Source organism: Thioalkalivibrio sp. ALE10, from assembly GCF_000381385.1.
In the GTDB taxonomy this organism is placed as follows: Bacteria; Pseudomonadota; Gammaproteobacteria; order Ectothiorhodospirales; family Ectothiorhodospiraceae; genus Thioalkalivibrio.
In genome coordinates this window covers 108,263-131,791 of sequence record NZ_KB906451.1, presented here as the reverse complement: position 1 = coordinate 131,791, position 23,529 = coordinate 108,263, and the positions used below count along the sequence as shown (strand labels likewise).

Here is a 23,529-nt window from a genome sequence, read left to right as displayed (position 1 = left end):
GACCGGATGGAATCGAACAAGGCGTTTGCGAGGATGCGTCATGGACGCCGCAGGTCGCGTCAGGGCGGGGCGGTGGCGATCGAATTCGCGCTGACTTTCGTGATTTTCTTCGCGGTGTTTTACGCGATTGTGTCTTATTCCTTTCCCCTCCTGCTCATGCAGAACATGCACACCGCCGCTGCGGAAGGCGCACGGGTTGCCATCCAGGTTGATCCGGCGGCGGATGATGCAGTGGAGCGGATGGAGGCGCTGGCGGCCGAGCATGCCGAGCGCATCATGGAAGACGCCCGGATGCTGGCGCTGTTTCCGGGGGATTTCGAGATCACGGCAGACATGGATGAGGACGTGCTGGAAGTGACGATTGCCTATGACTATGCGCAGGCGCCCTTGCTGGTGCCCATCGAACTGCCGGGGATCGGCCCTGTGCCCAGAATGCCGGGGGATTTACGCGCGCAGGCTTCGATTGACATGTAGGCAGGAGGGGACGATGGACGATTTGAAAAAGGTGTTGCTCGTGGATGATGACGCGGATATCCACGAGGAGTTGCGGGAGGCCCTGGAGGCCGGTGGTTATCAGGTGTGGCACGAGGCGAACGGTGAGGGGGCGCGGAGTGTTCTCGGAAAGCACGCGGGAATCCGCATCGTCCTTCTGGATCTGCGACTGCCGGGCGAGGACGGCATGGCAATCCTGGAGTCGATTCGGCGTGACTTCGGCGACGCTCATGCGGTGATCATGGTGACAGGGCACGGCAGCAAGGACACGGCAATCACGGCGCTGAGGCAGGGCGTAACGGATTTTCTGGAGAAACCGGTGGATCCCGATTCGCTGTTTTCCGCGCTGGAGCGCGCGGAAAGGCTGCTAATGGAAAAAGACTTGCAGGTGCATTCCGCGGATGGTTGTGACGGGTGAGTGTGCGCGCCGGACCGATTTTGCGATCGGATGGTGATGACAGGGGCATAAGCGGCCTGTGCCGGACCGGCCGGGCAGGAGAACAGCATGCTGATGGACGCAGAGTCTGTTGAAGGCGTACGGCAACACGGAGAAGACCCTCGGAATGCGATTGATACGCTGATCCGCTCGATGATGGTGACGCCGCTCGTTCGGCAGGCGGAAGGGCGTTATCTGGATCGGGTGCTGGCGGATCTGGGGAGGATGATGGCCGCGGACCGGGCCCTGCTTGTGGTACGAGAGGAACAGGGCCGGGGGGACGGGCGGATTGAACGAAGCTGGGTGCTTCATGAAGGCATGGTTGCGCCGGCGGGAGCGGATGAACCCCGGCGTCTTCTGGAGTGCACCGCCGTACGCGGCGAGATCGAACATGGTCGTGTGGTTTTTCTGGAAGGTTCGCGCGGAGACTGTGCCGGCAGGGTGCTTGTACGCCGTGGTGTACGGTCGCTGGTTCTGCTTCCATTGCTGACCGGCGGAAGGGAATGGGGGGCCGTGCTGGTAGAGTCGCTGTCGGATCGGGCGGACTGGGCTACGTGGTCGTCAGGACTGGCCCCGATTGCCGCCATGCTGGGCGGAATTCTTGCGGCGCGTCAGGAAACTGTGCGGGTTTCGCTCACGGAGAGCCATGCGGATGCGGTTGAAAGGGTCGAAGCGATGGGGTCGTGGACTTTTGACCCCGGGGCCCGGCGACTCTGGCTTTCATCGGAGGCCCGTCGGTTGGCTGCCGATCCCGAAGGCCAGGATCTGGCCGAGGCGTTTGGCGTGATCGCCGAAGATCGAAGCCGCCTGAAGGCCTGGGTCGAGTCGCTGTGCGGGTCAGCGGGAATGGCGCCGGCGGAACTGACTGTCAGGGCTGCGGGAGGCGGTCAAGGGTCCTCCCTGCGTTTGCGTTTCCGTGGAGTATGTGCCCTTGGTGATGGCTCCGGCCATGTGCGGAGGGGAACGGTTACGGATGTCAGTGCACGTGACGAAGGAGACCGGCGTCACCAGGAAACGAGTGAGCTGTTCGCGGCATTGCTGGAGTCGGCCCCGGTCCTGGTGTATCTGGGCCATCTGGGGGCCGGAGGATTGCGCATAACGCATGCGAGTGCCTCGTTGTGGAGCATTACTGGCAGTCAGGATCCGTCCTGTCTGGAAACCGCCAGCCTTGCGTCCAGGACTCACCCCAACGATCTTTCCGTGGTGCGTGAGCGGTTGGAAAAGCTGGAGTCGGAAGGTCGTTTCGAGGGGGCGTATCGGCTGAGGAATGCGGACGGCAATTACTCCTGGGTTTATGAGGAAATCCGCCGTACGGGCTTCGGGACGGACAATCGTTTGGTGGGGATCCTTCTGGATATTACTGAGCGAAAATCGTTCGAGGCCAACGTTTATGCGAGTGAGCGTCGCTACCGGGCTATCGTGGAGGATGCCCCCGTATTTATCGTGCGGTTCGGCGCAGATCTGAAGCTGAATTTCGCCAATACGGCATTCCTGGATGCATTCGGTTTTGAGCACCAGCAAGGCCCGGAGGGCCATTCGTGGCCAGAGTTTCTCGGTGAAGACGAAATCCGACAGCTGGGGACGCGCCTTGCCGGACTGAGCCCCTCAAGCCCTACGGTGGATCATGAAATGGAGATAGTCCTTCCGGGACTCGGGGTTCGGTCGGTAGTGTGGTCCGAACGCGGATTTTTCGACGATCGGGGCGATCTCGTCGAGGTGCAGGCCGTAGGACGAGACAACACGGAGATTCGGGAGGCGCGTGAGAAGCTGATTCATGCCGCCAAGATGGCGACGCTCGGAGAAATGGCCACCGGTGCGGCGCACGAAATCAACCAGCCCCTTAATGTCATACGCATGGCTGCCCACAATGCCCGGCGGCTTCTGGACAGCGGGGAGGAAAACCCGGAGCTGTTGCTGGCCAAGATCGACCGAATCGAAGGGCAGGTATCGCGGGCCGCGAGTATCATCGACCAGATGCGGATGTTCGGACGGCGCAGCGACCGGACCCCGGTTCTTTTTTCTGTGCGGGAGGCGGTTGATAACGCATTGGTCCTGGTACGGGAGCAGTTTGGAAACAATGGCATTGATCTGCGGCTCGATTCGGAGATCGAGGGGTCGGATAACGTCCTGGGTCATCGTGATCAGCTGGAACAGGTATTGATGAACCTGATGGTCAATGCGCGAGATGCCATCGTGTCTTCTGGAAGTGAGTCCGGACACTCGATCCGGATCCGACTGGCAAGCACGGATGATGGCGGGACCATCTTGCTGGAGGTTTCGGATACGGGGGGAGGCGTCGACGAGGGTGTTCAGGAGAGGATGTTTGAGCCGTTCTTCACAACCAAGGAGGTCGGGAAAGGGACCGGTCTGGGGTTGTCCATCAGTTTCGGAATCATTCAGGAAATGGGGGGGCGGATAACGGTGACCAATCAGGAAAGGGGTGCCTGTTTCCGTATCGAGTTGCCCGCCGGATAGAAGCGGGCGACGTATCAGGAGAGGGGGTGGCGGGTTGCGGCAAGCGCGAGCTGGGTGCGGTTCGATAGGCCCAATGTGTGCAGGATTTGTGATACGTACAACTTGACGGTGTTCTCGGTAATGCCAAGCTCGTAGGCAATCTGATAGTTGCTGTAGGCGTTGGCAACCAGCGCCACAACTTCGCGCTGGCGGGCGGTCAGCTTGTCAAACTCGGGCCGATCGAGGTTCACATTGGATTCGGGTCCGGATCCGCTCTCGGGGGTGTGAGTCGGGAGCCCCAGCTGGTTTCTCAATGTTGCGAGGTCGTTGGACACACTGGCAATGGCGTGGTCGAGAGAATCCAGCTGAGGAGAAATCCGGGCCGAGCGGGTTTCGTCGCGCCGCTTTTGAACCCGATCCTCAAGTTGCTGGATGGACGCGGATACGGCCCGAAGGTCCAGCGGCTTCTGAAAATAATCGCGTACGCCGTCTCGCAGGGCACGGATCGCGGTGTCGTGGGAACCATGACCGGTAATGACGGCCGTCTCGAAAATGCGATCGCCTTCGTGCTGATCCAGGAGCCATTCAATGAACTGGAATCCGTCTTCGGCAGGCATTTTGATGTCCGTCAGGACGATACCAATCGATGGATCCTCGCTGAATTTGCTGCGAGCGTCCCGAGCACTGAAAGCGGGCTCACAGGAGTAGCCGTCGGCCTCCAGACTTTCCTGAATTTCTTCGACGATGTCGGGTTCATCGTCGACGATCAGAATTCGAACCGCGGAAACCTGAGGCGTGGTGGCCGACATCGGCGGAACTCCTGTCTCAATATGTTCGCAAGTATGCCAAGGTGATTGGAACTGGGAAAGGTGTGTCGGTTACTTCAATCCTTTAGGAGCGTAGTTATATCGCCCCGTCGAGTCGGAGGTAGCCGATCAGGAACAGGATCGCCAGCACCCCGGCCAGGGCGTACAGCCAGTTGGACAGGGTCGGATTGTTGGGGCGGCTGAAGAACGCCGCCCACAGCGCCAGCAGGATGAGGACAAAGAAGAAGAACAGAAAGCGCATGCGTCAGGCCCCTTCGGGAACGTCGTAGGGGAGGTCGCACAGCGTCACCGGCGCGCCGTCCGGGGCGCCGCAGCGCAGTTCGGCCTCGGCCGCGTCCACCTTGAGCACCGCCAGTGCGGAGTACTGGCCGTCGGGGTGCAGTTCGGCGGCCACCAGTTCGCCATCGGCCTGATCCGGGTTGCCATCGGCGCGGAATACCGGCATGCCCGGCGTCGGGCGCTCGCCATCCTGGATCGCCAGGCGGAACATGCGCCGCTTGAGCTTGCCGAGGTAGTGCATGCGCGCGACCACCTCCTGCCCCGGATAGCAGCCCTTGTCGAAGCTGATCGCGCCCAGGGCGTGGAGGTTCAGCATCTGCGGCACGAACATCTCGGTGGTGGCCTCGACCACGCTCGGGATCCCGGCGAGGATGTCCAGCAGCTGCCATTCGTGCGGGCCTACCGGGGCGCCGCGCACGTTGAGGGCGTCCCACAGCCGGCGCATCGCGTCGAGGCCGCCGAACAGTTCGAAACGCGGGTGCACGCCGTGCACGCGCAGCGCCGTCACCCCGTCCTTTTCCACGACCTCGTGAATCTGTGCGGGGCAGGCGCCCAGGGCGTCCTGCAGCTCCTTCTCGGCATCCGGACCGGACAGGCCGAAGCGGATGCGGCTGTCGCCGGCCTGCTCGATGATCACGTCGGAGCGCAGGACGAACATCTGCAGCCGTTTGGCGACCGGCTCCACGCGATCCGCCGGCATCTCCAGCAGATAGCCGTCCTGAGTGCGCAGGACACGGAACACCGCATAGGTGCGGCCCTTGGGGCTGGCGTAGCTGGACAGCTGGGCGTGGCGCTCGTCCACCTGCCGGATATCGTTGCCGAACTGGCCCTGGAGGAATTCGGTGGCATCGGCACCGCGAATCTCCAGCAGCCCGCGATGGGAAAGGTCGCAGATGACATCGCCGTTGACGGCCATCTGCCGTTCACGCTCCGGGTTGCCGTAGTGGACGAGCTCGTCGCCCTCGAATTCGGCACCGGAATCGACAAGGTGTTTCTTCCAGTCTTCGCGCATCACGCATCTCCTGTAGCCGCGGGGGCGGCATTTCCCTGGCGGCCCGATAGTAGACGAACGCCGTGTCGGGTGTCAGGATCCCTTATGTCGCCCATCACGAGCGAGAGGTCGCATGCCCCGGTCACCGGTTCGTCCCGTTTTCCTCGATCTGCGCAGGATCCGGTTTCCGCTGAATGCCGTGGTCTCGATTCTGCACCGCGTGACCGGCGTGCTGCTGATTCTCGCGATCCCCGTGCTGTTGTGGCTGCTGCAGCTCTCGCTGTCCGGCCCCCAGGGTTTTGCCCGCGTGGCCGGCTGGGTCGGTCACCCGCTGGGCCTGCTGGTGCTGCTGGGTGTCCTGTGGTGGCTGCTGCATCACCTGTTCGCGGGCATCCGCTATCTGGCGATGGAATTCGGGATCGGCGAGGACCGCGAGGGGTCGCTGCGCACCGCGCGCCAGGCCCTGATTGCGGGGATCGTCGCCACCCTGATCGTCTGGGGAGGGCTGTGGCTGTGAGACTCCTGAGCGGACAGCGCGCCTGGCTGCTGCAGCGGATCACTGCGGTGTATCTGGGCGTGTTCACCGTGCTGATGCTGGGCTATTTCATCTTCTTCGCGCCGGCCGATCATGCCCGCTGGCTCGCTTTTGTCGGGCATCCGCTGGTGGGCCTGCTGACGGCGGTGGGCGTGGTAGCCCTGCTGCTGCACGCATGGATCGGCCTGCGTGACGTGATCATGGACTACGTCCATCCCTTCGGCACCCGTCTGACGGTGCTGATCCTGTCGGCCACCGGCCTGCTGATCCTCGGCCTGTGGGCCTTCGCAATCCTGTTCAAGGCATGGCTTTCATGAACGTGACCCGGCGCAAGTTCGACGCCCTCATCATCGGGGCCGGCGGGGCCGGCCTGCGGGCAGCCCTGCAGCTGTCCAACGCCGAGGCCAAGGTGGCCGTGGTGTCCAAGGTGTTCCCCACGCGCTCGCATACCGTGGCGGCGCAGGGCGGGGTGAACGCCGCGCTGGCCAACGTGCTGCCCGATTCCTGGCACTGGCACATGTTCGACACGGTGAAGGGCTCCGACTACCTCGGCGATCAGGACGCGATCGAATACATGTGCCGTGCCGCCTCCAGGGTGGTCTACGAGCTGGACCACTTCGGCGTGCCGTTCTCGCGCCTGGACAACGGCAACATCTACCAGCGGGCGTTCGGCGGGCAGAGCCAGAACTTCGGCCAGGACCAGGCCGCGCGCACCTGTGCCGCCGCCGACCGCACCGGCCACGCGATCCTGCACTCGCTTTACCAGCAGAACCTGCGCGCGCGCACCCATTTCTTCGACGAATATTTCGCTGTGGACCTGCTGCGCGATGCCGAGGGCCACGTGCTGGGGGTGCTGGCGTTCGAGATCCTCAGTGGCGAGCCGATCGTGATCGAGGCCAAGACCACGCTGATCGCCACCGGCGGGGCGGGGCAGCTGTTCCGCACCACCACCAATGCGCTGATCAACACCGGCGACGGCATGGCGATGGCCCTGCGCGCGGGGATCCCGCTGGAGGACATGGAATTCGTGCAGTTCCATCCCACCGGGATCGCCGGGCGCGGGATGCTGATCACCGAGGGCGCGCGCGGCGAGGGCGGCTACCTGATCAATTCCGACGGCGAGCGCTTCATGGAGCGCTATGCGCCGAACGCGAAGGATCTGGCCTCGCGCGACGTGGTCTCGCGTGCGATCGCCACCGAGGTGCGCGAAGGCCGCGGCTGCGGGCGCAACGCCGATCACGTGTTCCTCGACCTGCGCCATCTGGGGGCGGACACCATCATGCAGCGCCTGCCGGGCATCCGCGAGGCCAGCCAGACCTTTCTCAACGTGGACCCGATCGACGCGCCGATCCCGGTGTTCCCGACCTGTCACTACAGCATGGGCGGGATCCCCACCAACCGCGACGGGCAGGTCGTCGCGCCCGTCAAGGACTCGCCCGAGGACCCGGTGCCGGGGCTTTATGCCGCCGGCGAGGCGGCCTGTGTATCCGTCCACGGGGCGAACCGGCTGGGGGGCAACTCGTTGCTGGACATCCTGGTGTTCGGCCGCGCCGCAGCCAATCACATCCTCGAATACCTCGAGGAAAACCGCTATCACCGGCCGCTGGACGAATCCGCGGTGGAGCAGGCCATGGCGCGGCTCGCCCGCTGGGATCGGCGGGATTCGGGCACCGGCGAGATCGAGTCGGTGGACGGGCTCAAGCGCGAACTGCGCAAGGTGATGGAGGACCACTGTTCGGTGTTCCGCACCGACGAGGTGATGCGCGAGGGCGTGGAGAAGGTGCGCGAGCTGCGCCGGCGCCTGGACCACGCGGTGATCCATGACCACACGCCCACGTTCAACACCGCGCGGGTGGAGGCGATGGAGCTGGAGAACCTGATGGACTGCGCGATCGCCACCATCCGCTCCGCGCTGGGACGCGAGGAGAGCCGTGGCGCGCATTCGCGCATCGACTTCCCGGAACGCGACGATCAGCGCTGGCTGCGCCACAGCCTGTACTCGCTGGAGGACGACAGCCTCGACTACAAGCCGGTGCGGACCCGGCCGAATACCGTGGCCTCGTTCCCGCCGAAGGAGCGCACCTACTGATGGAATTCTCGATCTACCGCTTCAACCCGGAGACCGACACGCTGCCGAAGATGCAGCGTTTCACCCTGCCCGACGACCAGGTGGAGTCGGGGATGATGCTGCTGGATGCCCTGCTGCTGCTGAAGGAGCAGGACGACTCGCTGGGTTTCCGGCGCTCCTGCCAGCACGGGGTCTGCGGTTCCGACGGCATGAACATCAATGGCACCAACGGACTGGCCTGCGTGACGCCGCTGGAGGAGCTGGATACCCCGGTGACCCTGCGTCCGTTCCCGGGGATGCCGGTGATCCGCGATCTGATCGTGGACATGACCAATTTCTGGGACCAGTATCGCGCGGCCGAGCCCTGGCTGGTGAACGACAGCCCGGAGCCCGAGGTGGAGCGCAAGCAGGACCCGGCCGACCGCGACGAGCTGGACGGGCTGTACGAGTGCATCCTGTGCGGCTGCTGTTCGGCGGCCTGCCCGTCGTACTGGTGGAACCCGGACAAGTTTCTCGGCCCCGCCGCGCTGCTGCAGGCCGCGCGCTTCATCAAGGACACCCGCGACGAGGCCACCGAGCACCGGCTGGACCGGCTGGATGACGCCTGGAAGCTGTACCGCTGTCACACCATCATGAACTGCACCCAGGTCTGTCCCAAGGGCCTCAATCCGGCGAAGGCGATCAGCGACATCCGCCGCACCATGCTGAAGAGGTCGTTATGAAACCGGAGTGCCCCGTAGGAGCCTGCTTGCAGGCGAATGAAGACCGGAACAGGCCGAGGACCGTTCGCCTGCAAGCAGGCTCCCACAGGGGTTGCGGGAAGTAATGGGGTGGCAGGAAGCATCCCCGGAAGGGCGTATGATGGAGCCTGACAGCCGCACTCGATGGCGCTGCCGTCGCGGCATGCTGGAGAATGACTGGCTGCTCGGGGAGTTTCTCGCGCAGGGATATGCGCAACTGGACCAGGAGGGTCGCGATGCCTTCGAACGGCTGCTGGATTATCCCGACAACGTGCTCTACGAGGTGGTCATGGGCCGCCAGACCACCGCGGATGCCGGGATAGCCCGGCTTGCCCCGCTCATCCGCGCCGCCGCTGCGGCTGCGCCTGCACCCTGATCCGGGGCTCGCGCGCCGGATCCTCGCCGGTCAGGTGCTGCTGAGCACCGCGGTCGTGCTGTACGCCCTGGTCTACGCCCAGTGGTGGACATGGCCGGTGGTGGCTGTACTGGTGGCGGCCGCGTTCGGCTGGTCCCGGCGTGGCCGCCAGCCGCACTTCGACTGGCTGGGGTGCACCGCGTACGGACGCTGGTGGCTGGCCACCGCCGAGGGCCTGCGCCAGGAACGCATCCACGATATCGAGATCCTGCCGGACACCCGGGTGTTCTCTACCCGCGTGGTGCTGCGCTATCGCCCCGCGGGTGGGGGTCGCCCGGGGACCCTGTGGCTGTACCCGGGGCGTGTGGATGCGGACGACCTGCGCCGGTTGCGCATGCGCCTGCGCTGGCCCGCGCCGGGTCCGGCGGAATCCGGGGAGCCGGTGAGGCCTCGCGACGTGATCGCGCGCGGCGTTGCTATACTGGCCGCACTGCGAGCTAGCGGAGGCCGGATCATGGCGGGAGATCAAACGCGTCCCGACAACGCACAGGTCATGGTGGACGTGTCGCACCTGCTGAAGGACGACCCGGATCACGTCTACAGCGAGGAAGAGCTGGACGCGATCGAGGAGCTCGATCCGGAGCTGGCGCTGCGCCTGGACCGGGCCCAGACCCATGCGGCCCGGGAACAGGCCGACGTGCCGGCCGACGGCCCCATCGACGAGGACGCGGTGCGCGAGGCCATCGAGGAGGCGCGGCGCATCATGATGCAGGATGGTGGCGACATCGAGTTCGTCGAGCTGGACGGGCGCACCGTGCGCGTGCGCCTGAAGGGGGCCTGCGTCGGCTGCCCGCGTTCCACCCTGGATCTCAAGAACGTGGTCGAACGCCTGGTGCGCTCGCGGGCGCCGGGCGTGGCCTCGGTGGCCAATACCTTCTGATCCCGCTGACCCCCCGCTGCTGACCCGGAGCCCCGCTCAGGGCCGGGTGTCGGCAGGCGTTTCCGCGTCCGTGTCCGTGGCCGGCCGCCGCCGCGGGATGCGGGCGAGGGTGGCCTTCAGGGCCTGGCGCTGTTCATGCCGTCCCTGTCTGTCCAGCGGCGCGAAGCGCAGGGCGTTGTAGTGCCGGGCGAAAGCCTCCAGGGCTTCGCGGTCCTGCGGCCGGGCCGCGGCCACGCGCTGCACCCAGGCATCCACGCTCTCGTGCGGCTGGTGCGCCAGCCCCGCACCGCGCAGGCGCCGGGACAGCCGGTGGAGGGCGCGCTGCGCCGGATCCCGGCGCTCGCGTCCGCGCAGCAGCAGCCACAGCGCGACCCCGGCGGCCAGGGTGCCGAAGCTGACCCCCAGCGCGATCAGCACGCTGCGCCAGTCGCGCGGGTCCAGGCCAAAGCGCTCGAACAGCCGCTGCTGACGCTCGGGGGTGAAGGCCAGCACCCAGGTCTCCCAGCGAAAGCCGATGAACTCCCGCCAGTCCTGCAGCTCGAAACGCGCCTGCTGCAGCCAGGAGAGGCCCTCGCGGCGCAGGAAGTCCGGCGTCTGCTCGCCCTCGGAGGGTGACAGGCCCTGCAGGCCCTGCTCGATGCGCTCGGGCGCGATCGCCGCGGTGGGGTCGACCCGTAGCCAGCCCTCGCCGTCGATCCAGACCTCGTTCCAGGCATGGGCGTCGGCGTTGCGCAGCCGCAGATAGCCACCGCGTTCGCGCCACTCGCCTCCGTGATAGCCGGTGACCACCCGCGCGGGGATGCCCGCCGCCCGCATCAGCACCGCGAACGCCGAGGCGTAGTGTTCGCAGTAGCCGGCGTGGGTATCGAACAGGAACGCATCGGTGTGATCGCCCGTCGTCTGCGGTGGCTGCAGGGTGTAGCGATAGGGGTCGCCGGAGAACCGCGTCAGGGCGGTTTCAACGATGGCGCGCGGGTCGTCGTGCGTGGCCGTCCAGAGTCCGGCCTGGGCGCGGGCCTGCGGCGCGGCGCCCGGGGGCAGCGCCAGGGCCCGTTCGCGGGTCTCGGGATCCAGGGCGGGAGTGTCGGCGTCGCTGCCCGGGGGGCGCGTCAGATCGGCGCTGGCGGTGTACTGAATGCGTCCGGTGATGCGCTGGTCGCGGATGACCTGATGGTTCGCGCGCAGCTCGGCATCGTCGGGCAGGCGGGCGGGATATTCCAGAACCGGCAGGTAGCGGGAACGCGTGGGCTCCAGCGTGACGGTGTAGTCGACGGTATCGCCCTCCACCGCGGGCGGCTCGATCGAAGAATCTCCGCGATCGGCCCGCCACTGGCGGCCGTCGAAGTCGGTCATCACCATGCTCCGCCAGTATTGTGCGCGGGTCGGCGGGATCTCGCCGTCGAATTCGACCCGGGCGGCGACGGTTTCGTCCTGCAGCAGTTCGGCCATGTCGCCGGGGTTCATCTCGTCGGACAGGCCGGTCTGCGCGGTGTTGTCCCGGTCCTCGCGATCGCCCCAGAGCGGCCCTTCGATGCGCGGGAAGACGATGAACAGGATGAGCATGAACGGCAGGGCGTGCACCAGCATGGTCCCGGCGCGGCGGGCCAGATAACCCGGCGTCAGCGGGCGGGCGGCGTGCAGCTGCACCAGGGCCGCGGTCAGCAGCAGCGCCCCCAGCAGCGACCACAGCCCGATCCAGAAGGCCTGGTCGAAGAAATACGTGGTGACGATGACGAAATAACCCAGAAACAGCGCAATGACCACGTCGCGTCGGCTGCGCGCCTCCAGCAGCTTCAGGGCGATCATCACCAGCAGCAGCGCGCTGCCGGCCTCCTGGCCGAACAGGGTGCCGTAATGTGCCAGGGTCATGGCGCCGGCCCCCAGGGCGAGGAGGCTCATCACCCACAGCGAGGGCGCGCGGGTCCCGCGCCAGTGCACCCAGCCGCGCAGCAGCACGGCCAGGGCCATCAGCAGGGTCACCCAGGCCGGCTGGTACCAGGCGTGCGGCAGCGCGGCCACGGGCAGGGCGATCAGCGCGATGCCCAGCCCGCGCAGTTCGTCGCGCGGCGGGGCCGGGCGGGTGAGCCAGCCCTCTCTCATGCTCCGTCCTCCAGCGGCAGGGGTGCCGGGGCGGTGCGAAAACGCGCGAGTGCCTGCAGGCAGTGGTCACGATGTTCCGGGCCCTGGCCGGGGTCGATGCGCTGGCCCGGCAGACGCAGGCCCCAGACGCGCTCCTGCGCATGGGCCTCCAGCACCTGATGGCAGAGCATCGACAGGCGGGTCTCGGTGTCGCCGTGGGGCAGGGCGTCGTAGTCGAACCAGAGGTCGTCCTGTACCCCGCCGGGGCTTTCGCGCACGTGCAGCTTGCCGCTGCGGGCATAGGCCTTCCAGATGATGCGGCCGGGCGGATCGCCGGGGCGGTAGGGCCGGATGTGGTCGGGCGGTTCCTCGGATTGCCCGCGGGCGCCGGTGTCCTCGTCGCCGTCGCCGTGTCCGGCCAGGGCCCGGCCGGGGTCCACGGGCGACGGATAGACCAGGACCTCGGCGTCCAGATTGAGCCAGCTCCAGGCCTCCAGGACCCCCAGCGGGAAGCGCGTGTCCACGCGCTGGCGCGGCAGGCGGTAGACTCCGCGGGGCACGGCCGGCAGCACGATGCTGGCATCGGCCCGGCCACCCGCGGGGATGGCGACCGGTTCGCAAGCGTGTGCACCGACCCGCACGGTAATGGCTTCGCGCCCCCGGCCGTCGGTTTCATGGAGTCGCAGTTGCGCTTCGGGCGCGTTCCCGGCGAACACCGGGTCGATCGGCAGCGGGCGGATCTCCAGTCCCAGCAGGTTGCGATGGGTGTACCAGATGGCGTTGTGCCCGATCCCGGCCAGCAGGAAGGTCAGCAGGAACGCCATGTTGTTGGCGTAGTTGATCGAGCCCAGCAGCATGATCAGGATGATCCCGAGCAGGGTGTAACCGGCGCGGGTGGGCAGGATGTAGATGCGGTCGCGGCCCAGCCGCGCATGCTCGCCGTCGTGCGCGTGGCGGCGGTTGATCCAGCGGATCGCGTCGTCGCGCAGGCGCTGCCAGGTGCCGCGCAGGCGTCGCCGGCGATTCAGCGGCTGGGCACGCATTCCAGCAGGGCCTCCACGGTGCGGCCGGGATCCTGCGGCTCGCGGGCGCGTACGCGGTGGCCGGCCACCGCCGGCAGGACCCGGGCGATGTCGTCGGGGGTGATGTAGTCGCGCGCGTCGAGAAACGCGTGGGCACGTGCCGCGCGCAGCAGGCCCACGCCGGCACGCGGCGACAGGCCGTGGGCAAAGCGGGCGGTATCGCGGCTGGCAGCCACCAGCTCCTGGAGATAGTCGAGCACCTTGGAATCGGCGTGCACGGCATCCACGGACGCCTGCCACTGGGCCAGCTGTTCCGGCGTGGCCATGGTGTCCGGGGCCGGGTGGCCGGTGTCCCCGCGGCGTTCCAGCAGGGCGCGCTCGGCTCTTGGGTCGGGGTAGCCGAGTTCGATGCGCATCAGGAACCGGTCCAGCTGCGACTCCGGCAGCGGATGCGTGCCGACCTGCTCCTCGGGGTTCTGGGTGGCGATCACGAAGAACGGATCGGGCAAATCACGGGTCGCGCCTTCCACGCTGGCCTGGCGTTCCTCCATGGCTTCCAGCAGGGCGCTCTGGGTCTTCGGCGGTGCGCGGTTGACCTCGTCGGCCAGCAGCACCTGGGTGAAGATCGGCCCGGGATGGAAGCGGAATTCGCCGCTGCCCTGTTCGAACACCGACACGCCCAGCACATCACCCGGGAGCAGGTCGCTGGTGAACTGGACCCGGCGATAGTCCAGGTTCATCGCCCGCGCCAGTGCGTGCGCCAGCGTGGTTTTGCCCACGCCGGGCAGGTCCTCGATCAGCAGATGGCCGTTGGCCAGCAGGCAGGTGAGCGCCAGACGGATGGCGCGGGGCTTGCCGAGCAGGATCTGGTTCAGGGCCTGTTCCACCCGCTGCAGGGCGTCCGTTCCCGAAGACATGGCGTTCTCGCGTTATGGGGGAGTTGCAGAAGAGTTTGTAGCGGCCGGATGGTTCCCCTGTATCTGCAGAGTGTCCCCCGCGCTCCGGCACGGCTACCATGGTCGCGCACGAGTCGGGAAAACGGCATGGACACAGCGTCAGGGGCCCAGCGGCCAGCCTTCCAACATGATGCCACAGACGGGCCGTCCCCCGGTCTGCGCCTGTCGGGCAGCCTGGACACCGCCGCGGTGGAACGGTCCTGGGGCCCGCTGCGCGATCGCGTGCGCCTGCTGGCGCGCGAGGCGGGGGGCGGGACCCTGCCCGTGGATGTCACCGGTCTGAGCTATTGTGACGGCGCCGGGGCCGCCCTGCTGCACGCGCTGGAACGCGATGCCGCGGCCGGGGGGGTGACGCTGGAGCTGGTCGGCGCCACCCGCATGGTCGAGGAGCAGCTGGCTCCGTATCGTGAGCTGGATGCGGTGACGCCCGCGCGCGGTGAGGGCCGCAGCGACTGGCGCAGCCGCTGGACGAACGCGGTTGGACAGGTGGGACGCGCGGGCTGGGAGCAGATGGCGTTCATCGGCGAACTGGGCCGTGCCCTGTGGGCGGCGCTGCGCCATCCGCGGCAGGTGCGCTGGGGCGATACCTTTCGCGTGGCCGAGGTTGCCGGGTTCCAGGCCCTGCCGATCGTCTCTTTGATCGCCTTCCTGATGGGCGTGATCCTGGCGTTCCAGTCAGCGATCGCGATGCGTCAGTTCGGCGCGGAGATCTTCGTGGCCAACCTGGTCGCGGTGTCGCTGTTCCGCGAGCTGGGCCCGCTGATGATGGCGATCCTGCTGGCGGGGCGCTCGGGGGCGGCGTTCGCCGCCGAGATCGGGACCATGAAGGTGAACGAGGAGGTGAATGCCCTGCAGACCATGGCCCTGGATCCGGTGCGCTTCCTGGTGGTGCCCAAGGTGCTGGCGGGCATCCTGGTCGCGCCGCTGCTGGCGCTGTACGCCAATCTGATCGGCCTGCTGGGTGCGGCGCTGGTGCTGCAGGGCTTCGGCATCCCGTGGGTTGCGTTTCTCAATCAGGTGACCGGCGCGGTGTCGCTTTCGGACCTGTTCTCCGGATTGTTCAAGGCCGGGGTGTTCGGCCTGCTGGTGGCCAGCGTCGGTTGCCTGCGCGGCCTGCAGACCGGCAACGGCGCGGCGGCGGTGGGCGGTTCCACCACCAGTGCGGTGGTTACGGCGATCATCCTGATCGTGGTGTTCGACGGCCTGTTCGCGGTCCTGTTCTATCACCTGGGGGTGTGAGGCATGGCGCAGTCCGATACGGATCCGGTGATCCGGGTGGAAGGCCTGACCATGGGCTTCGACGATTTCGTGCTGATGCGGGATCTGAACTTCGAGGTCCGCCGTGGCGAGATCTTCGTGATCCTCGGGGGCTCCGGGAGTGGCAAGAGCACGCTGCTCAAGCACATGATCGGGCTGTATGCCCCGCAGGCCGGAAGGATCTGGATCGGCGACGCGGATATTGCCCACGCCGACGGCGAGCGTTTCGAGGCCATCCTGCGGGGCATGGGGGTGATGTATCAGATGGGGGCGCTGTTCGGGTCCATGACCCTGCTGGAAAACGTGCGCCTGCCGCTGGAGGTTCACACCGCTCTGCCGCGTCCGGCGATGGACGCAGTGGCCCGGGCGAAGCTGCAGCTGGTGGGGCTGGGCGCGTTCGCGGATTTCATGCCCTCGGAGATCTCCGGTGGCATGCAGAAACGTGCCGCCATCGCGCGGGCCATGGCGCTGGACCCCTCGGTGCTGTTCCTGGATGAACCCTCGGCCGGGCTGGATCCGATTACCTCGCGCGAGCTGGACCGGTTGATCCGGCGGCTCGCGCGCAGCCTGGGCATGACCATCGTGATCGTGAGCCACGAGCTCGCGAGCATTTTTGCCATCGCCGACCGCGTGATTATGCTCGACAAGGAAACCCGGGGCATCGTCGCCGACGGGGATCCGCGACGCCTGCGCGAGGAGTCGGCACACCCCTGGGTGCGGCGCTTTCTGGGCGGCGACCAGGACGAAGCAGCCAACGGCGAGGAGACCTCCGCATGAGTGCCCGACAGCATTTCCGGCTGGGCCTGTTCATCCTCGGCGGGCTCGCCGCGCTGGTGATCATCCTGCTGATTGCGACGGCGGGGAATTTCTTCCGACCGTCGATGATGATCGAGACGTACATGGATTCGTCGGTGCAGGGACTGGAGGTCGGCGCCCCGGTGAAATTCCGCGGGGTCCAGATCGGCGAGGTCACCCGGCTGGGCTTCACCTCGGTGGAGTACGAACAGGATGTTCCCCCGGCGGAACGCAAGCGCTACGTGCTGGTGCGCGCACGCCTGTGGCCGGACCGTTTTGCGACCACGCCGCAGGAAGCCCTGTTCGAGGACGATGTCCTGGAGCAGCTGGTCGAGGCCGGGCTGCGGGTGCGCATGGCGGCCCAGGGCATCACCGGCATGAACTACCTGGAGGCGGACTTCGCCGATCCCGCGGAACACCCGCCGCTGGACCACCCCTGGGATCCGGAGTATGCCTATCTGCCGTCGGCGCCCAGCATCACGATGCAGTTCATTGAGTATGCCGAGAAGCTGCTGGAACGCATCGACGATATCGATATCGAGGGCGTGGTGGGGAATCTCAACAGCCTGCTGGTCAATCTCGACGACACCGTGTCGAGCATCGACGTGGAGGGCATCGCCGGACGGGCGGACGACCTGATCGGCGAACTGGAGACCACGGCCACCAGCGCCGAGCGCATCATGGAATCCGTCGAGAACCTCCTCGACCATCCCGATACGCAGGCCCTCCCGGGCGAGACCCGCGAGACCATGCGTCAGCTGAGGCGCACCGCGGAACAGGCCGAGATCGGCGAGCTGGTGGCCCGGATCGAGGGTATGGTGGAACGCCTGGATCGCGGCGTGGAAGTGAACGAGGCGAAACTGGCGGAGACCCTGGAAGAGCTGCAGAGCACCACGCGCAGCCTGCGCAGCCTTTCGGAAGACGTGCGGCGCAATCCGGCGGGTACCCTGTTCGGGGCACCGCCGCCGCGCAGTATCATGGACCGGGACAACCGGGGAGAGGAACGCTGATGACACGCGCGCTACTGCTGGCGGTGCTGGCCGCATTCCTGCTGGGGGGCTGCGGTCTGCTGGCCGAACGCGAACCGGTGGAGCGGGCGTGGTTCCTGCTGGAACTGCCGGAAGACACCGGGCCGCCCGCAGCCGATGCCGGGGCGCCCGTGGCGGTGGAGCTGGGCTCGGTGCGCGTGGCTCCCGCCTATGCCGAGAAGGGGCTGGTGTACCGCCTGGGGCCGCACGAGTACGAATCGGACTACTACAACGAATGGTTCCTGCGTCCGGCGGAACAGGTGGAACAGCTGCTGCGCGAACGCTGGACCCGTGGCGACGGCGCCGTGGTTCTGGTGGACGACGCCCGCGCCGCGCGGGCGGCCGGGCAACCGGTGGTGGAACTGCACGTGCTGGTCACGGCCCTGTACGGTGACCTGGATACGCACAGCGGCCGCGATGCCGCACGCGTGGGGCTGCGGACCCGGCTGGGTGGTGCTGATCGGACCGAGCTGGCGCATTTCGAGGCCACCGAAGCCCTGCAACAACGCTCGCCCCGGGCCCTGGTGGCCGCCCTGTCCCGCGGCATGGCGGCCAGCCTTACGGACCTTGAGGCGGAACTCCAATCCTTCGCGCGACAGGAGGCGGACGGATAATGGCCGACCCGGACCCGCAAGCCACGGTGTATGACTTCGAAGTGACCCGCGCCGACGGCGGGCGGCAGCGGCTCGGCGAGTACCGCGGCGAGGTGCTGCTGATCGTCAACGTCGCCTCGCAGTGCGGTTTCACCCCGCAGTACGAAGGGCTGCAGGCGCTGCAGGATCGCTATGGCGAACGCGGCTTCCGGGTGCTGGGGTTCCCCTGCAACCAGTTCGGTCGCCAGGAGCCGGGCGATGCCGACTCCATCCGGGTCTGCGGTCTGCGCTTTGGCGTGAGCTTCCCGGTGTTCGCCCGCATCGAGGTGAACGGGGAGGGCGCCGACCCGCTGTTCCGCCACCTCAAGACGGCCGGCCCCGGTGCCCTGGGCACGCAGCGGATCAAATGGAACTTCACCAAGTTTCTGGTGGGGCGGGACGGCCGCGTGATCCGGCGCTTCGCCCCCACGCGGCGCCCGCAGGATCTGGCCAGCGCCATCGAACGGGCGCTGGACGAGTCCGCGCCCGCCAGCGTGGCATGAGCGAGCAGGATGACGTGCGCTGGATGGAACAGGCGCTCGCACAGGCCGAGGCCGCAGCCGCAGCCGGCGAGGTGCCAGTAGGCGCGGTGCTGGTGGATGCCGAAGGCAACGCCCTCGCGGCGGCCCACAACGCACCGATCGCCAGCCGTGACGCCACCGCGCACGCCGAGATCCGCGCCCTGCGCGCGGCCGGGGAGCGTGTGGGCAACTACCGCCTCCCCGGTACCACCCTCTACGTGACCCTGGAGCCCTGTTCCATGTGCGCCGGCGCCATCATCCACGCCCGCGTGGCGCGGCTGGTGTACGCTGCGGCCGATCCACGCACCGGGGCCACCGGCAGTGCCATTGACCTGATCCACCATCCGGCCCACAACCACCGCGTGGCGGTCACCGGCGGCGTGCTGGCCGAACGCGCCGCGACCCAGCTGCGCGACTTCTTCCGCGCCCGTCGGCGCAACACGCCCGCCGTCGGGGACGAAGATGGCGCGCCGCCCGAACCCGATCCGCAAAGGAGAACTTCATGATCCGAATCCGCCACATGCTGCTGGCCCTGCCGCTGGCTGCGGGCCTGCTGGCCACGGCCGTTGCCGCGAACGAGATCCACAGCGTGGAAGCCCTGAATCAGGCACCGGAAGAGCTTGAGGGCGAGACGGTGCGCCTGGAAGGCATCATCGCGCAGGTCAATGAGGACATCATGGGCCGCAATTTCCTGCGACTGGTGGACGGCACCGGCGAGCCCGGCGACTTTATTACCCTCACCAGCCAACAGACCGCCGATCCGGGTGACCGAGTGCGGGTGGAAGGGGTCTACGTGTTCGACCGGGACTTCGGAGCCGGTTACGTCTACCCGGTCCTGATCGAACAGGCCCGCCTGGAGGATGTGGACGACTGAAAACATGCCACCGAGGCGGTGCTGACGCGATGTGAAGGCATCGAACAACAGCGCTGTTGGAGTGCCTGGCGCTAAAGGCCATTCCGGGCGAGCAGTTCCGGGATCTGGCGCTTGAAGCGGAAGAATCCGTGGGTGGCATGTGGCCAGGCGAGGTCGTCCCAGGTCCGGCGCAGCGGAATGACTTCGATCCCGTCTTCCGCCAGCTCGCGGGCAACGTTATCCAGGGCGTCGGCCAGGGGGCCGACGGGCGTCTCCGGTGTGGCGATGGTGGTCACGCCAGCGGCGGCGCACTGCACCCGGAGTTGCTCTGCATGCAGTTGCGGGAGAACGGTTGCGGGCTGCTGCAGGGCCTCACCCGCGTGCCGCGCCGCATCCTCGGCCATTGTGTCGACCCAGTGGGTGGTCGTGGCACCAAAGGGCCAGGGGATGTCGGGCTGGCCGCGCCGGGCGACGGCGATTGACGCCACGTCGGTTCCCGCCGGCAACACTTCCTGACCGCTGAAGTCGTCGCCATGCAACAGGAGGAGCACGCGCCGGCCGCGCGGCAGGGTGCGCGGGACCGGGAGGGCGCTGGCGGGAGGCGGGGTCTCGTCGCGGATCGCGGGCGCCTCGGACGCGAGATCCGTCGGGCCGAACCGATTGTCGGTAAAGCGGGCAATGTTGTCGGTCGTCGCGAGGTAGGTCTTGCCCGGCGTCTGGATGCCGGCGACCCAGCGCCAGCCCAGGGTGTTGGAGGCGGGGTCGGCGTCGAGCAGATGGCGCAGGAAGAAGTCCGCCCCCAGGGTCCACGGCAGCCTCAGGGTGAAGATCCAGATCGACGCGAACCACATGCGCGCGTGGTTGTGCAGATACCCTGTTGCGATCAGTTCGCGGGCCCAGTGGTCGAATCCTTCGACTCCGCTGTGTCCGGCCTCGGCCGCGGCAACGCGCTCGCGCAGGCCATCGTCTTCGGCAAGGCGTGACCGTTCGATGTCCCGTTCCGCCAGGAAGGCCCGCCAGACCCCGGGGCGCATCTGCAGCCAACCCTTCCAGTAGGTCCGCCAGAAGACCTCCTGAACGAACTTCTCGGCCGCCTCGGGTGAATGCCGCGCCAGCACCCGCGCGATCACCTCGTGTTCGCTGATGGCCCGGTGACGGATGTAGGGCGAAAGCAACGACACGTTGTCGCGTTCACCGGGTCCGGGATCGTGGTTGCGCCGGGCCGCGTAGTGATGGCCCGCACGCGGGGCAAAATCCGACAGCCGCTCCAGGGCGGCTGCCCGCGACGGCGGGAAAAGGGCGGCGCAACCGTCCGGGGCTTCGCCGTCGGCGTCGACGACGCCGTTCACGAGCCACCCGTTCGCGGGTCGGGAAGGGTTTCCAAGACCGCGTCTGCGAGGGCCCGACCACTGTCGAATGCCGCCTCTACGCGTGGTCCCAGGGCCCAGTCGCCACAGGCACCCAGACGCTGCCCGGCGTCCCAGAGGCACGGCCGCCCGGCGGCCTGCTCGACCCGCGCGTACAGCCATCGGTGGACCTGATGGTGGAGCAGGCGGGCGGAGCCGAGCAGGGGCCGCAGAGCGGTCAGTAGCGGATGTGCCAGTTGATCCGGGTCTTGCTGGATGTGCTCGCGGGACCAGTCGGGACCGGCGTGGGCCACGAGGGTCTCGGTTTCTGCGTCACGGCCGGGTTTGGTGGCGTTCCGGGCAACCCAGGAAAGTGGCTGGCCGGACAATTCGCACGATGTTTCGTGCAGGTCGGTGGAGCCTTCGACGGCGGCCATCAACGCAATGCAGGGGGCATAACGAACGCCCGCGAGCGCCGCAAAGCCCGTTGCGGCGGTGGCCGACAGTTCGGCGGCCTGCGGTGCGGGCAGGGCGAGCAGGACTGCGTCGAACGGGCCCTCGAGCCCCGCATGTTCAGGCGTCGACTCGACCTGCAGATGCCAGGCACCGTCGGAACGTCGAAGCCGCTCGACCCGGGAGTTGCGCCGCACCTCCAGGGGCGCAGCCAGCGCGCCGGCCGGGGCCGTCATGTCGGGACGGCCGACGTACCGGTCCGTTCCCCACGCCGCCACCGCACACTGGTCCTGCCAGGCGTGCACCTGGTGGCGAAAGTCTGTGCCACGAGCGGTGAAATACTGGGCCCCGTGATCGAAGCTCAGGCCATCCGTGTGCCGCGTGGCCATGCGTCCGCCGAGGCCCCGGCTCTTCTCCAGCACGAGACAGTCATGGCCGGCATCGTGCAGCCGTCGGGCGGCTGCGAGCCCGGAGATCCCGGCGCCTATGATGGCGATGCGTGCCACCATCCCTCAGCCGCCCGTCGGGACCATGGGGCGCACGCGGGCGAACCCGCCGTCCACCGACAGGACCTGGCCGGTGACCCATTCGGCCTCGTCGGACAACAGCCATGTGACGGCCCGCGCGAGGTCTTCCGCCTGCCCGTAACGCTGCAGCGGATACTGCGCTTCGATCTGCGCCTCGGCACGCGGGGAGGCAAACAGCCGTTCGGTGGCGCCCGTCCGTGTCAGCCCGGGGGCGATCCCGTTGACCCGGATGCCGTGGCCGGCGTAGGTCGCCGCAGCGGCCGGGACCAGGCTGGCGATCGCGCCCTTGGCCATCGCAATCGCCTCGTGATTGGAGACGCCGATCTGGGCGACGACCGAGCTGAACAGAACGGCGCTGCCCCGGGGTTCGTCCGTCTGGAGTCGGGCCTTCACCCAGGCGCGCAGGGTGTAGAAGGCGCTGTCCTGGTTGGCCGCCATGCAGTCGCGATACTGCGCCTGTGTGGTTCGGTGCAACGGGGCCAGCAGCGCGCTGCCGGCACAGTGAGCGAGTTGCGCGGGGGGCTCGCCGAAATGTGCGGAGGCCCGGACCACGGCCTGATCCGCGCCTTCCGCGGTGCTGACATCCGCGACGATGGTGCATGCCTCGAGGTCATCCGGAAGCTGCCCGCGAAGGGCGTCCAGTCCCTCGGCGTTGCGCGAGACGAGAGCAACCCGGTCATGGGCGGGATCCAGCGATCGCACAAGCGCGCTCGCCACCCCGCCGGTTGCGCCGGTCACCAGTACTGTTCGTTTGCTCATCTCGCGTGGGTCCTTCGGGGTTCTTTCCGGGTCGATACACAGCGTTTGTCCCGGTTCCGACGGGCGAGTTCAACCGGGGTGTTTGGTGCTCGTCGCGCAGTGCAATCGCTCCGCCTGAATGCGGCGGGGCTGGCCGTCAGGTTCGGCCGATCAGGGCCGGTTCGCTGCCGCAATCGTTACCGATGTCGGTCCAGGCATGCCGCGCGCAGCACGATCCATGATTTCTTGATCCCGGGATTCCCGACTGGGCTCGGGTTCCGGACGCAAGCTTGTCACAGGGAGGCGGCGGTTCGATAAAGAATCGCATGGCGATCCGCCAGGGCCGTGATGTCGCGGTCGTAACCGCCGCCGATCACCGCTGCCACGGGCACGGCCCTCTCGCGACAGACCTGCAGCACATGCCGGTCCCGCGCCTCGAGGCCCGCATCGGTCAGCTCCAGATGCCCCAGCCGGTCCGCCTGGTGCACGTCGACGCCGGCGTCGTAGACCACAAGATCCGGGCGCACGTCGTCGATCAGGGTCGCCAGGGTATCCCGCAGGGTCGCCAGATAGGCATCATCGCCAGTGCCCCGGGCGAGTTCGATGTCGTGGTCGCCGGGCGTCTTGCGCGCCGGGAAATTGCTCCCCGCATGCATGGAGAAGGTCACCACCTCGGGGGTGTCCGCGAAGATGGCAGCGGTGCCGTCGCCCTGATGTACGTCGAGGTCGACGACCAGGACGCGTCGGACCCAACTCCTGGCCCGGGCGTGCGCTGCCGCCACCGCGATGTCGTTGATCAGGCAGTAGCCACTCGCGAATCCCGCGTGGGCATGGTGAGTGCCGCCGGCGGTGTTCAGGGCCAGTCCGTCGCTCAGCGCGGCCTCCACGGTCAGCAGGGTGCCGCCCGTCTCCAGCCGTACCCGCTCCACCAGCGCCTCCGACCACTGAAATCCGCTGCGCCTCTGGGCAGCCCTGCTGGTCTGGCCGGAGAGGAAGGCAGCCAGGTAGGTCGGTGTATGCACGCGGGACAGGGCGCTCCAGGAGACGATATCCGGTTGCACCCATTCGAACGCCGTGTCGGACAGCCCGGTTTCCAGCCGCTCCCGCAGGACCCGGAACTTGGCCATCGGAAACGGATGCCCATCCGGCAGTTCGATCGTGTACCCCGGATGATGGATCAGTTTGAGCGGCATACAGCGACCCCG

General features: G+C 67.4%; 26 protein-coding genes. 16 read left to right on the top strand and 10 right to left on the bottom strand.

The features are described 5' to 3' along the window. The first annotated feature begins 6 nt into the window (after positions 1–6). The 3 genes from F788_RS0105035 to F788_RS0105025 all read left to right on the top strand — a co-directional run bounded on the left by F788_RS0105035 (position 7) and on the right by F788_RS0105025 (position 3,403). Positions 7–474, top strand: a complete 468-nt coding sequence (locus tag F788_RS0105035; protein ID WP_019589462.1) for a TadE/TadG family type IV pilus assembly protein — start codon at positions 7–9, stop codon at positions 472–474. A gap of 13 nt (positions 475–487) precedes the next feature. Beyond that, a complete protein-coding gene (locus F788_RS0105030; protein ID WP_019589461.1) occupies positions 488–910 on the top strand; it encodes a response regulator in 423 nt (140 codons plus the stop codon). Positions 911–997: 87 nt separating this feature from the next. Next, positions 998–3,403: an ATP-binding protein gene (locus F788_RS0105025; protein ID WP_019589460.1), complete on the top strand. Its 2,406-nt coding sequence runs from the start codon at positions 998–1,000 to the stop codon at positions 3,401–3,403. Between the two features lie 14 nt (positions 3,404–3,417). Here the strand turns inward: F788_RS0105025 and F788_RS0105020 are convergent, their stop codons facing one another. The 3 genes from F788_RS0105020 to F788_RS0105010 form a co-directional block, all read right to left on the bottom strand. Next, the gene (locus F788_RS0105020; protein WP_019589459.1) at positions 3,418–4,191 is read right to left on the bottom strand and encodes a response regulator transcription factor; all 774 of its coding nucleotides are present in this window, start codon (positions 4,189–4,191) and stop codon (positions 3,418–3,420) included. Between the two features lie 94 nt (positions 4,192–4,285). Next, entirely contained in the window at positions 4,286–4,450 is a 165-nt protein-coding gene (locus F788_RS14035; RefSeq protein WP_019589458.1) for a hypothetical protein, read from the bottom strand. Positions 4,451–4,453: 3 nt separating this feature from the next. Then, positions 4,454–5,500, bottom strand: coding sequence for a folate-binding protein YgfZ (locus F788_RS0105010; protein WP_019589457.1), 1,047 nt, complete (start codon positions 5,498–5,500; stop codon positions 4,454–4,456). A 112-nt stretch (positions 5,501–5,612) separates the two neighbouring features. On the opposite strand from F788_RS0105010, the gene sdhC reads away from it, so the two are divergent. The 6 genes from sdhC to F788_RS0104980 all read left to right on the top strand — a co-directional run bounded on the left by sdhC (position 5,613) and on the right by F788_RS0104980 (position 10,117). Continuing rightward, on the top strand, positions 5,613–5,996 hold the full coding sequence (gene sdhC, locus F788_RS0105005) for a succinate dehydrogenase, cytochrome b556 subunit (protein ID WP_018870430.1): 384 nt from the start codon (positions 5,613–5,615) through the stop codon (positions 5,994–5,996). Next, complete coding sequence (gene sdhD, locus F788_RS0105000) at positions 5,993–6,331, top strand: succinate dehydrogenase, hydrophobic membrane anchor protein (protein ID WP_018870429.1); 339 nt, start codon at positions 5,993–5,995, stop codon at positions 6,329–6,331. The genes sdhC and sdhD overlap by 4 nt, the downstream gene beginning before the upstream one ends. Further along, positions 6,328–8,103 carry a succinate dehydrogenase flavoprotein subunit gene (gene sdhA, locus F788_RS0104995; RefSeq protein ID WP_019589456.1) on the top strand — a complete coding sequence of 592 codons (1,776 nt, stop codon included), beginning with the start codon at positions 6,328–6,330 and terminating at the stop codon, positions 8,101–8,103. The genes sdhD and sdhA overlap by 4 nt, the downstream gene beginning before the upstream one ends. Continuing rightward, positions 8,103–8,804 (top strand): succinate dehydrogenase iron-sulfur subunit, encoded by a 702-nt coding sequence (locus F788_RS0104990; RefSeq protein ID WP_019589455.1) that lies wholly within the window; start codon positions 8,103–8,105, stop codon positions 8,802–8,804. Before sdhA ends, F788_RS0104990 begins: the two co-directional genes overlap by 1 nt. Before the next feature lie 139 nt (positions 8,805–8,943). Beyond that, entirely contained in the window at positions 8,944–9,198 is a 255-nt protein-coding gene (locus tag F788_RS0104985) for a succinate dehydrogenase assembly factor 2 (RefSeq protein WP_024329487.1), read from the top strand. After that, positions 9,152–10,117, top strand: coding sequence for a NifU family protein (locus F788_RS0104980; protein ID WP_019589454.1), 966 nt, complete (start codon positions 9,152–9,154; stop codon positions 10,115–10,117). The genes F788_RS0104985 and F788_RS0104980 overlap by 47 nt, the downstream gene beginning before the upstream one ends. Before the next feature lie 36 nt (positions 10,118–10,153). On the opposite strand, the gene F788_RS0104975 is transcribed toward F788_RS0104980, so the two are convergent. The 3 genes from F788_RS0104975 to F788_RS0104965 are packed head-to-tail and all read right to left on the bottom strand — an operon-like array spanning position 10,154 to position 14,135. Further along, positions 10,154–12,217, bottom strand: a complete 2,064-nt coding sequence (locus tag F788_RS0104975; protein ID WP_019589453.1) for a DUF3488 and transglutaminase-like domain-containing protein — start codon at positions 12,215–12,217, stop codon at positions 10,154–10,156. After that, positions 12,214–13,239: a DUF58 domain-containing protein gene (locus F788_RS0104970; protein WP_019589452.1), complete on the bottom strand. Its 1,026-nt coding sequence runs from the start codon at positions 13,237–13,239 to the stop codon at positions 12,214–12,216. Before F788_RS0104970 ends, F788_RS0104975 begins: the two co-directional genes overlap by 4 nt. Then, positions 13,221–14,135 carry a MoxR family ATPase gene (locus F788_RS0104965; RefSeq protein WP_019589451.1) on the bottom strand — a complete coding sequence of 305 codons (915 nt, stop codon included), beginning with the start codon at positions 14,133–14,135 and terminating at the stop codon, positions 13,221–13,223. Before F788_RS0104965 ends, F788_RS0104970 begins: the two co-directional genes overlap by 19 nt. Positions 14,136–14,261: 126 nt before the next feature. Between F788_RS0104965 and F788_RS0104960 the strand changes: the two genes are divergently transcribed. Genes F788_RS0104960 through F788_RS0104930 form a run of 7 tightly spaced genes read left to right on the top strand, consistent with a single transcriptional unit; the run spans position 14,262 to position 19,281 of the window. Further along, complete coding sequence (locus F788_RS0104960; RefSeq protein WP_019589450.1) at positions 14,262–15,413, top strand: ABC transporter permease; 1,152 nt, start codon at positions 14,262–14,264, stop codon at positions 15,411–15,413. Between the two features lie 3 nt (positions 15,414–15,416). Beyond that, the gene (locus F788_RS0104955) at positions 15,417–16,208 is read left to right on the top strand and encodes an ABC transporter ATP-binding protein (RefSeq protein ID WP_019589449.1); all 792 of its coding nucleotides are present in this window, start codon (positions 15,417–15,419) and stop codon (positions 16,206–16,208) included. After that, positions 16,205–17,236: an MlaD family protein gene (locus F788_RS0104950; RefSeq protein ID WP_019589448.1), complete on the top strand. Its 1,032-nt coding sequence runs from the start codon at positions 16,205–16,207 to the stop codon at positions 17,234–17,236. Before F788_RS0104955 ends, F788_RS0104950 begins: the two co-directional genes overlap by 4 nt. Then, the gene (locus F788_RS0104945; protein WP_019569952.1) at positions 17,236–17,868 is read left to right on the top strand and encodes a membrane integrity-associated transporter subunit PqiC; all 633 of its coding nucleotides are present in this window, start codon (positions 17,236–17,238) and stop codon (positions 17,866–17,868) included. The genes F788_RS0104950 and F788_RS0104945 overlap by 1 nt, the downstream gene beginning before the upstream one ends. Beyond that, positions 17,868–18,389, top strand: a complete 522-nt coding sequence (locus F788_RS0104940) for a glutathione peroxidase (protein WP_019589447.1) — start codon at positions 17,868–17,870, stop codon at positions 18,387–18,389. The genes F788_RS0104945 and F788_RS0104940 overlap by 1 nt, the downstream gene beginning before the upstream one ends. Then, positions 18,386–18,913, top strand: a complete 528-nt coding sequence (tadA, locus tag F788_RS0104935; protein ID WP_019569954.1) for a tRNA adenosine(34) deaminase TadA — start codon at positions 18,386–18,388, stop codon at positions 18,911–18,913. Before F788_RS0104940 ends, tadA begins: the two co-directional genes overlap by 4 nt. Further along, complete coding sequence (locus F788_RS0104930) at positions 18,910–19,281, top strand: hypothetical protein (RefSeq protein ID WP_019589446.1); 372 nt, start codon at positions 18,910–18,912, stop codon at positions 19,279–19,281. Before tadA ends, F788_RS0104930 begins: the two co-directional genes overlap by 4 nt. A gap of 71 nt (positions 19,282–19,352) precedes the next feature. On the opposite strand, the gene F788_RS0104925 is transcribed toward F788_RS0104930, so the two are convergent. The 4 genes from F788_RS0104925 to F788_RS0104910 form a co-directional block, all read right to left on the bottom strand. Next, a complete protein-coding gene (locus tag F788_RS0104925) occupies positions 19,353–20,609 on the bottom strand; it encodes an FAD-binding domain-containing protein (protein WP_019589445.1) in 1,257 nt (418 codons plus the stop codon). After that, a complete protein-coding gene (locus tag F788_RS0104920; RefSeq protein WP_026332710.1) occupies positions 20,606–21,565 on the bottom strand; it encodes an NAD(P)/FAD-dependent oxidoreductase in 960 nt (319 codons plus the stop codon). Before F788_RS0104920 ends, F788_RS0104925 begins: the two co-directional genes overlap by 4 nt. 6 nt (positions 21,566–21,571) lie before the next feature. Further along, positions 21,572–22,345, bottom strand: coding sequence for an SDR family NAD(P)-dependent oxidoreductase (locus F788_RS0104915; protein ID WP_019589443.1), 774 nt, complete (start codon positions 22,343–22,345; stop codon positions 21,572–21,574). 272 nt (positions 22,346–22,617) lie between these two features. Beyond that, entirely contained in the window at positions 22,618–23,517 is a 900-nt protein-coding gene (locus F788_RS0104910; protein WP_019022473.1) for a histone deacetylase, read from the bottom strand. Positions 23,518–23,529: the final 12 nt, after the last annotated feature.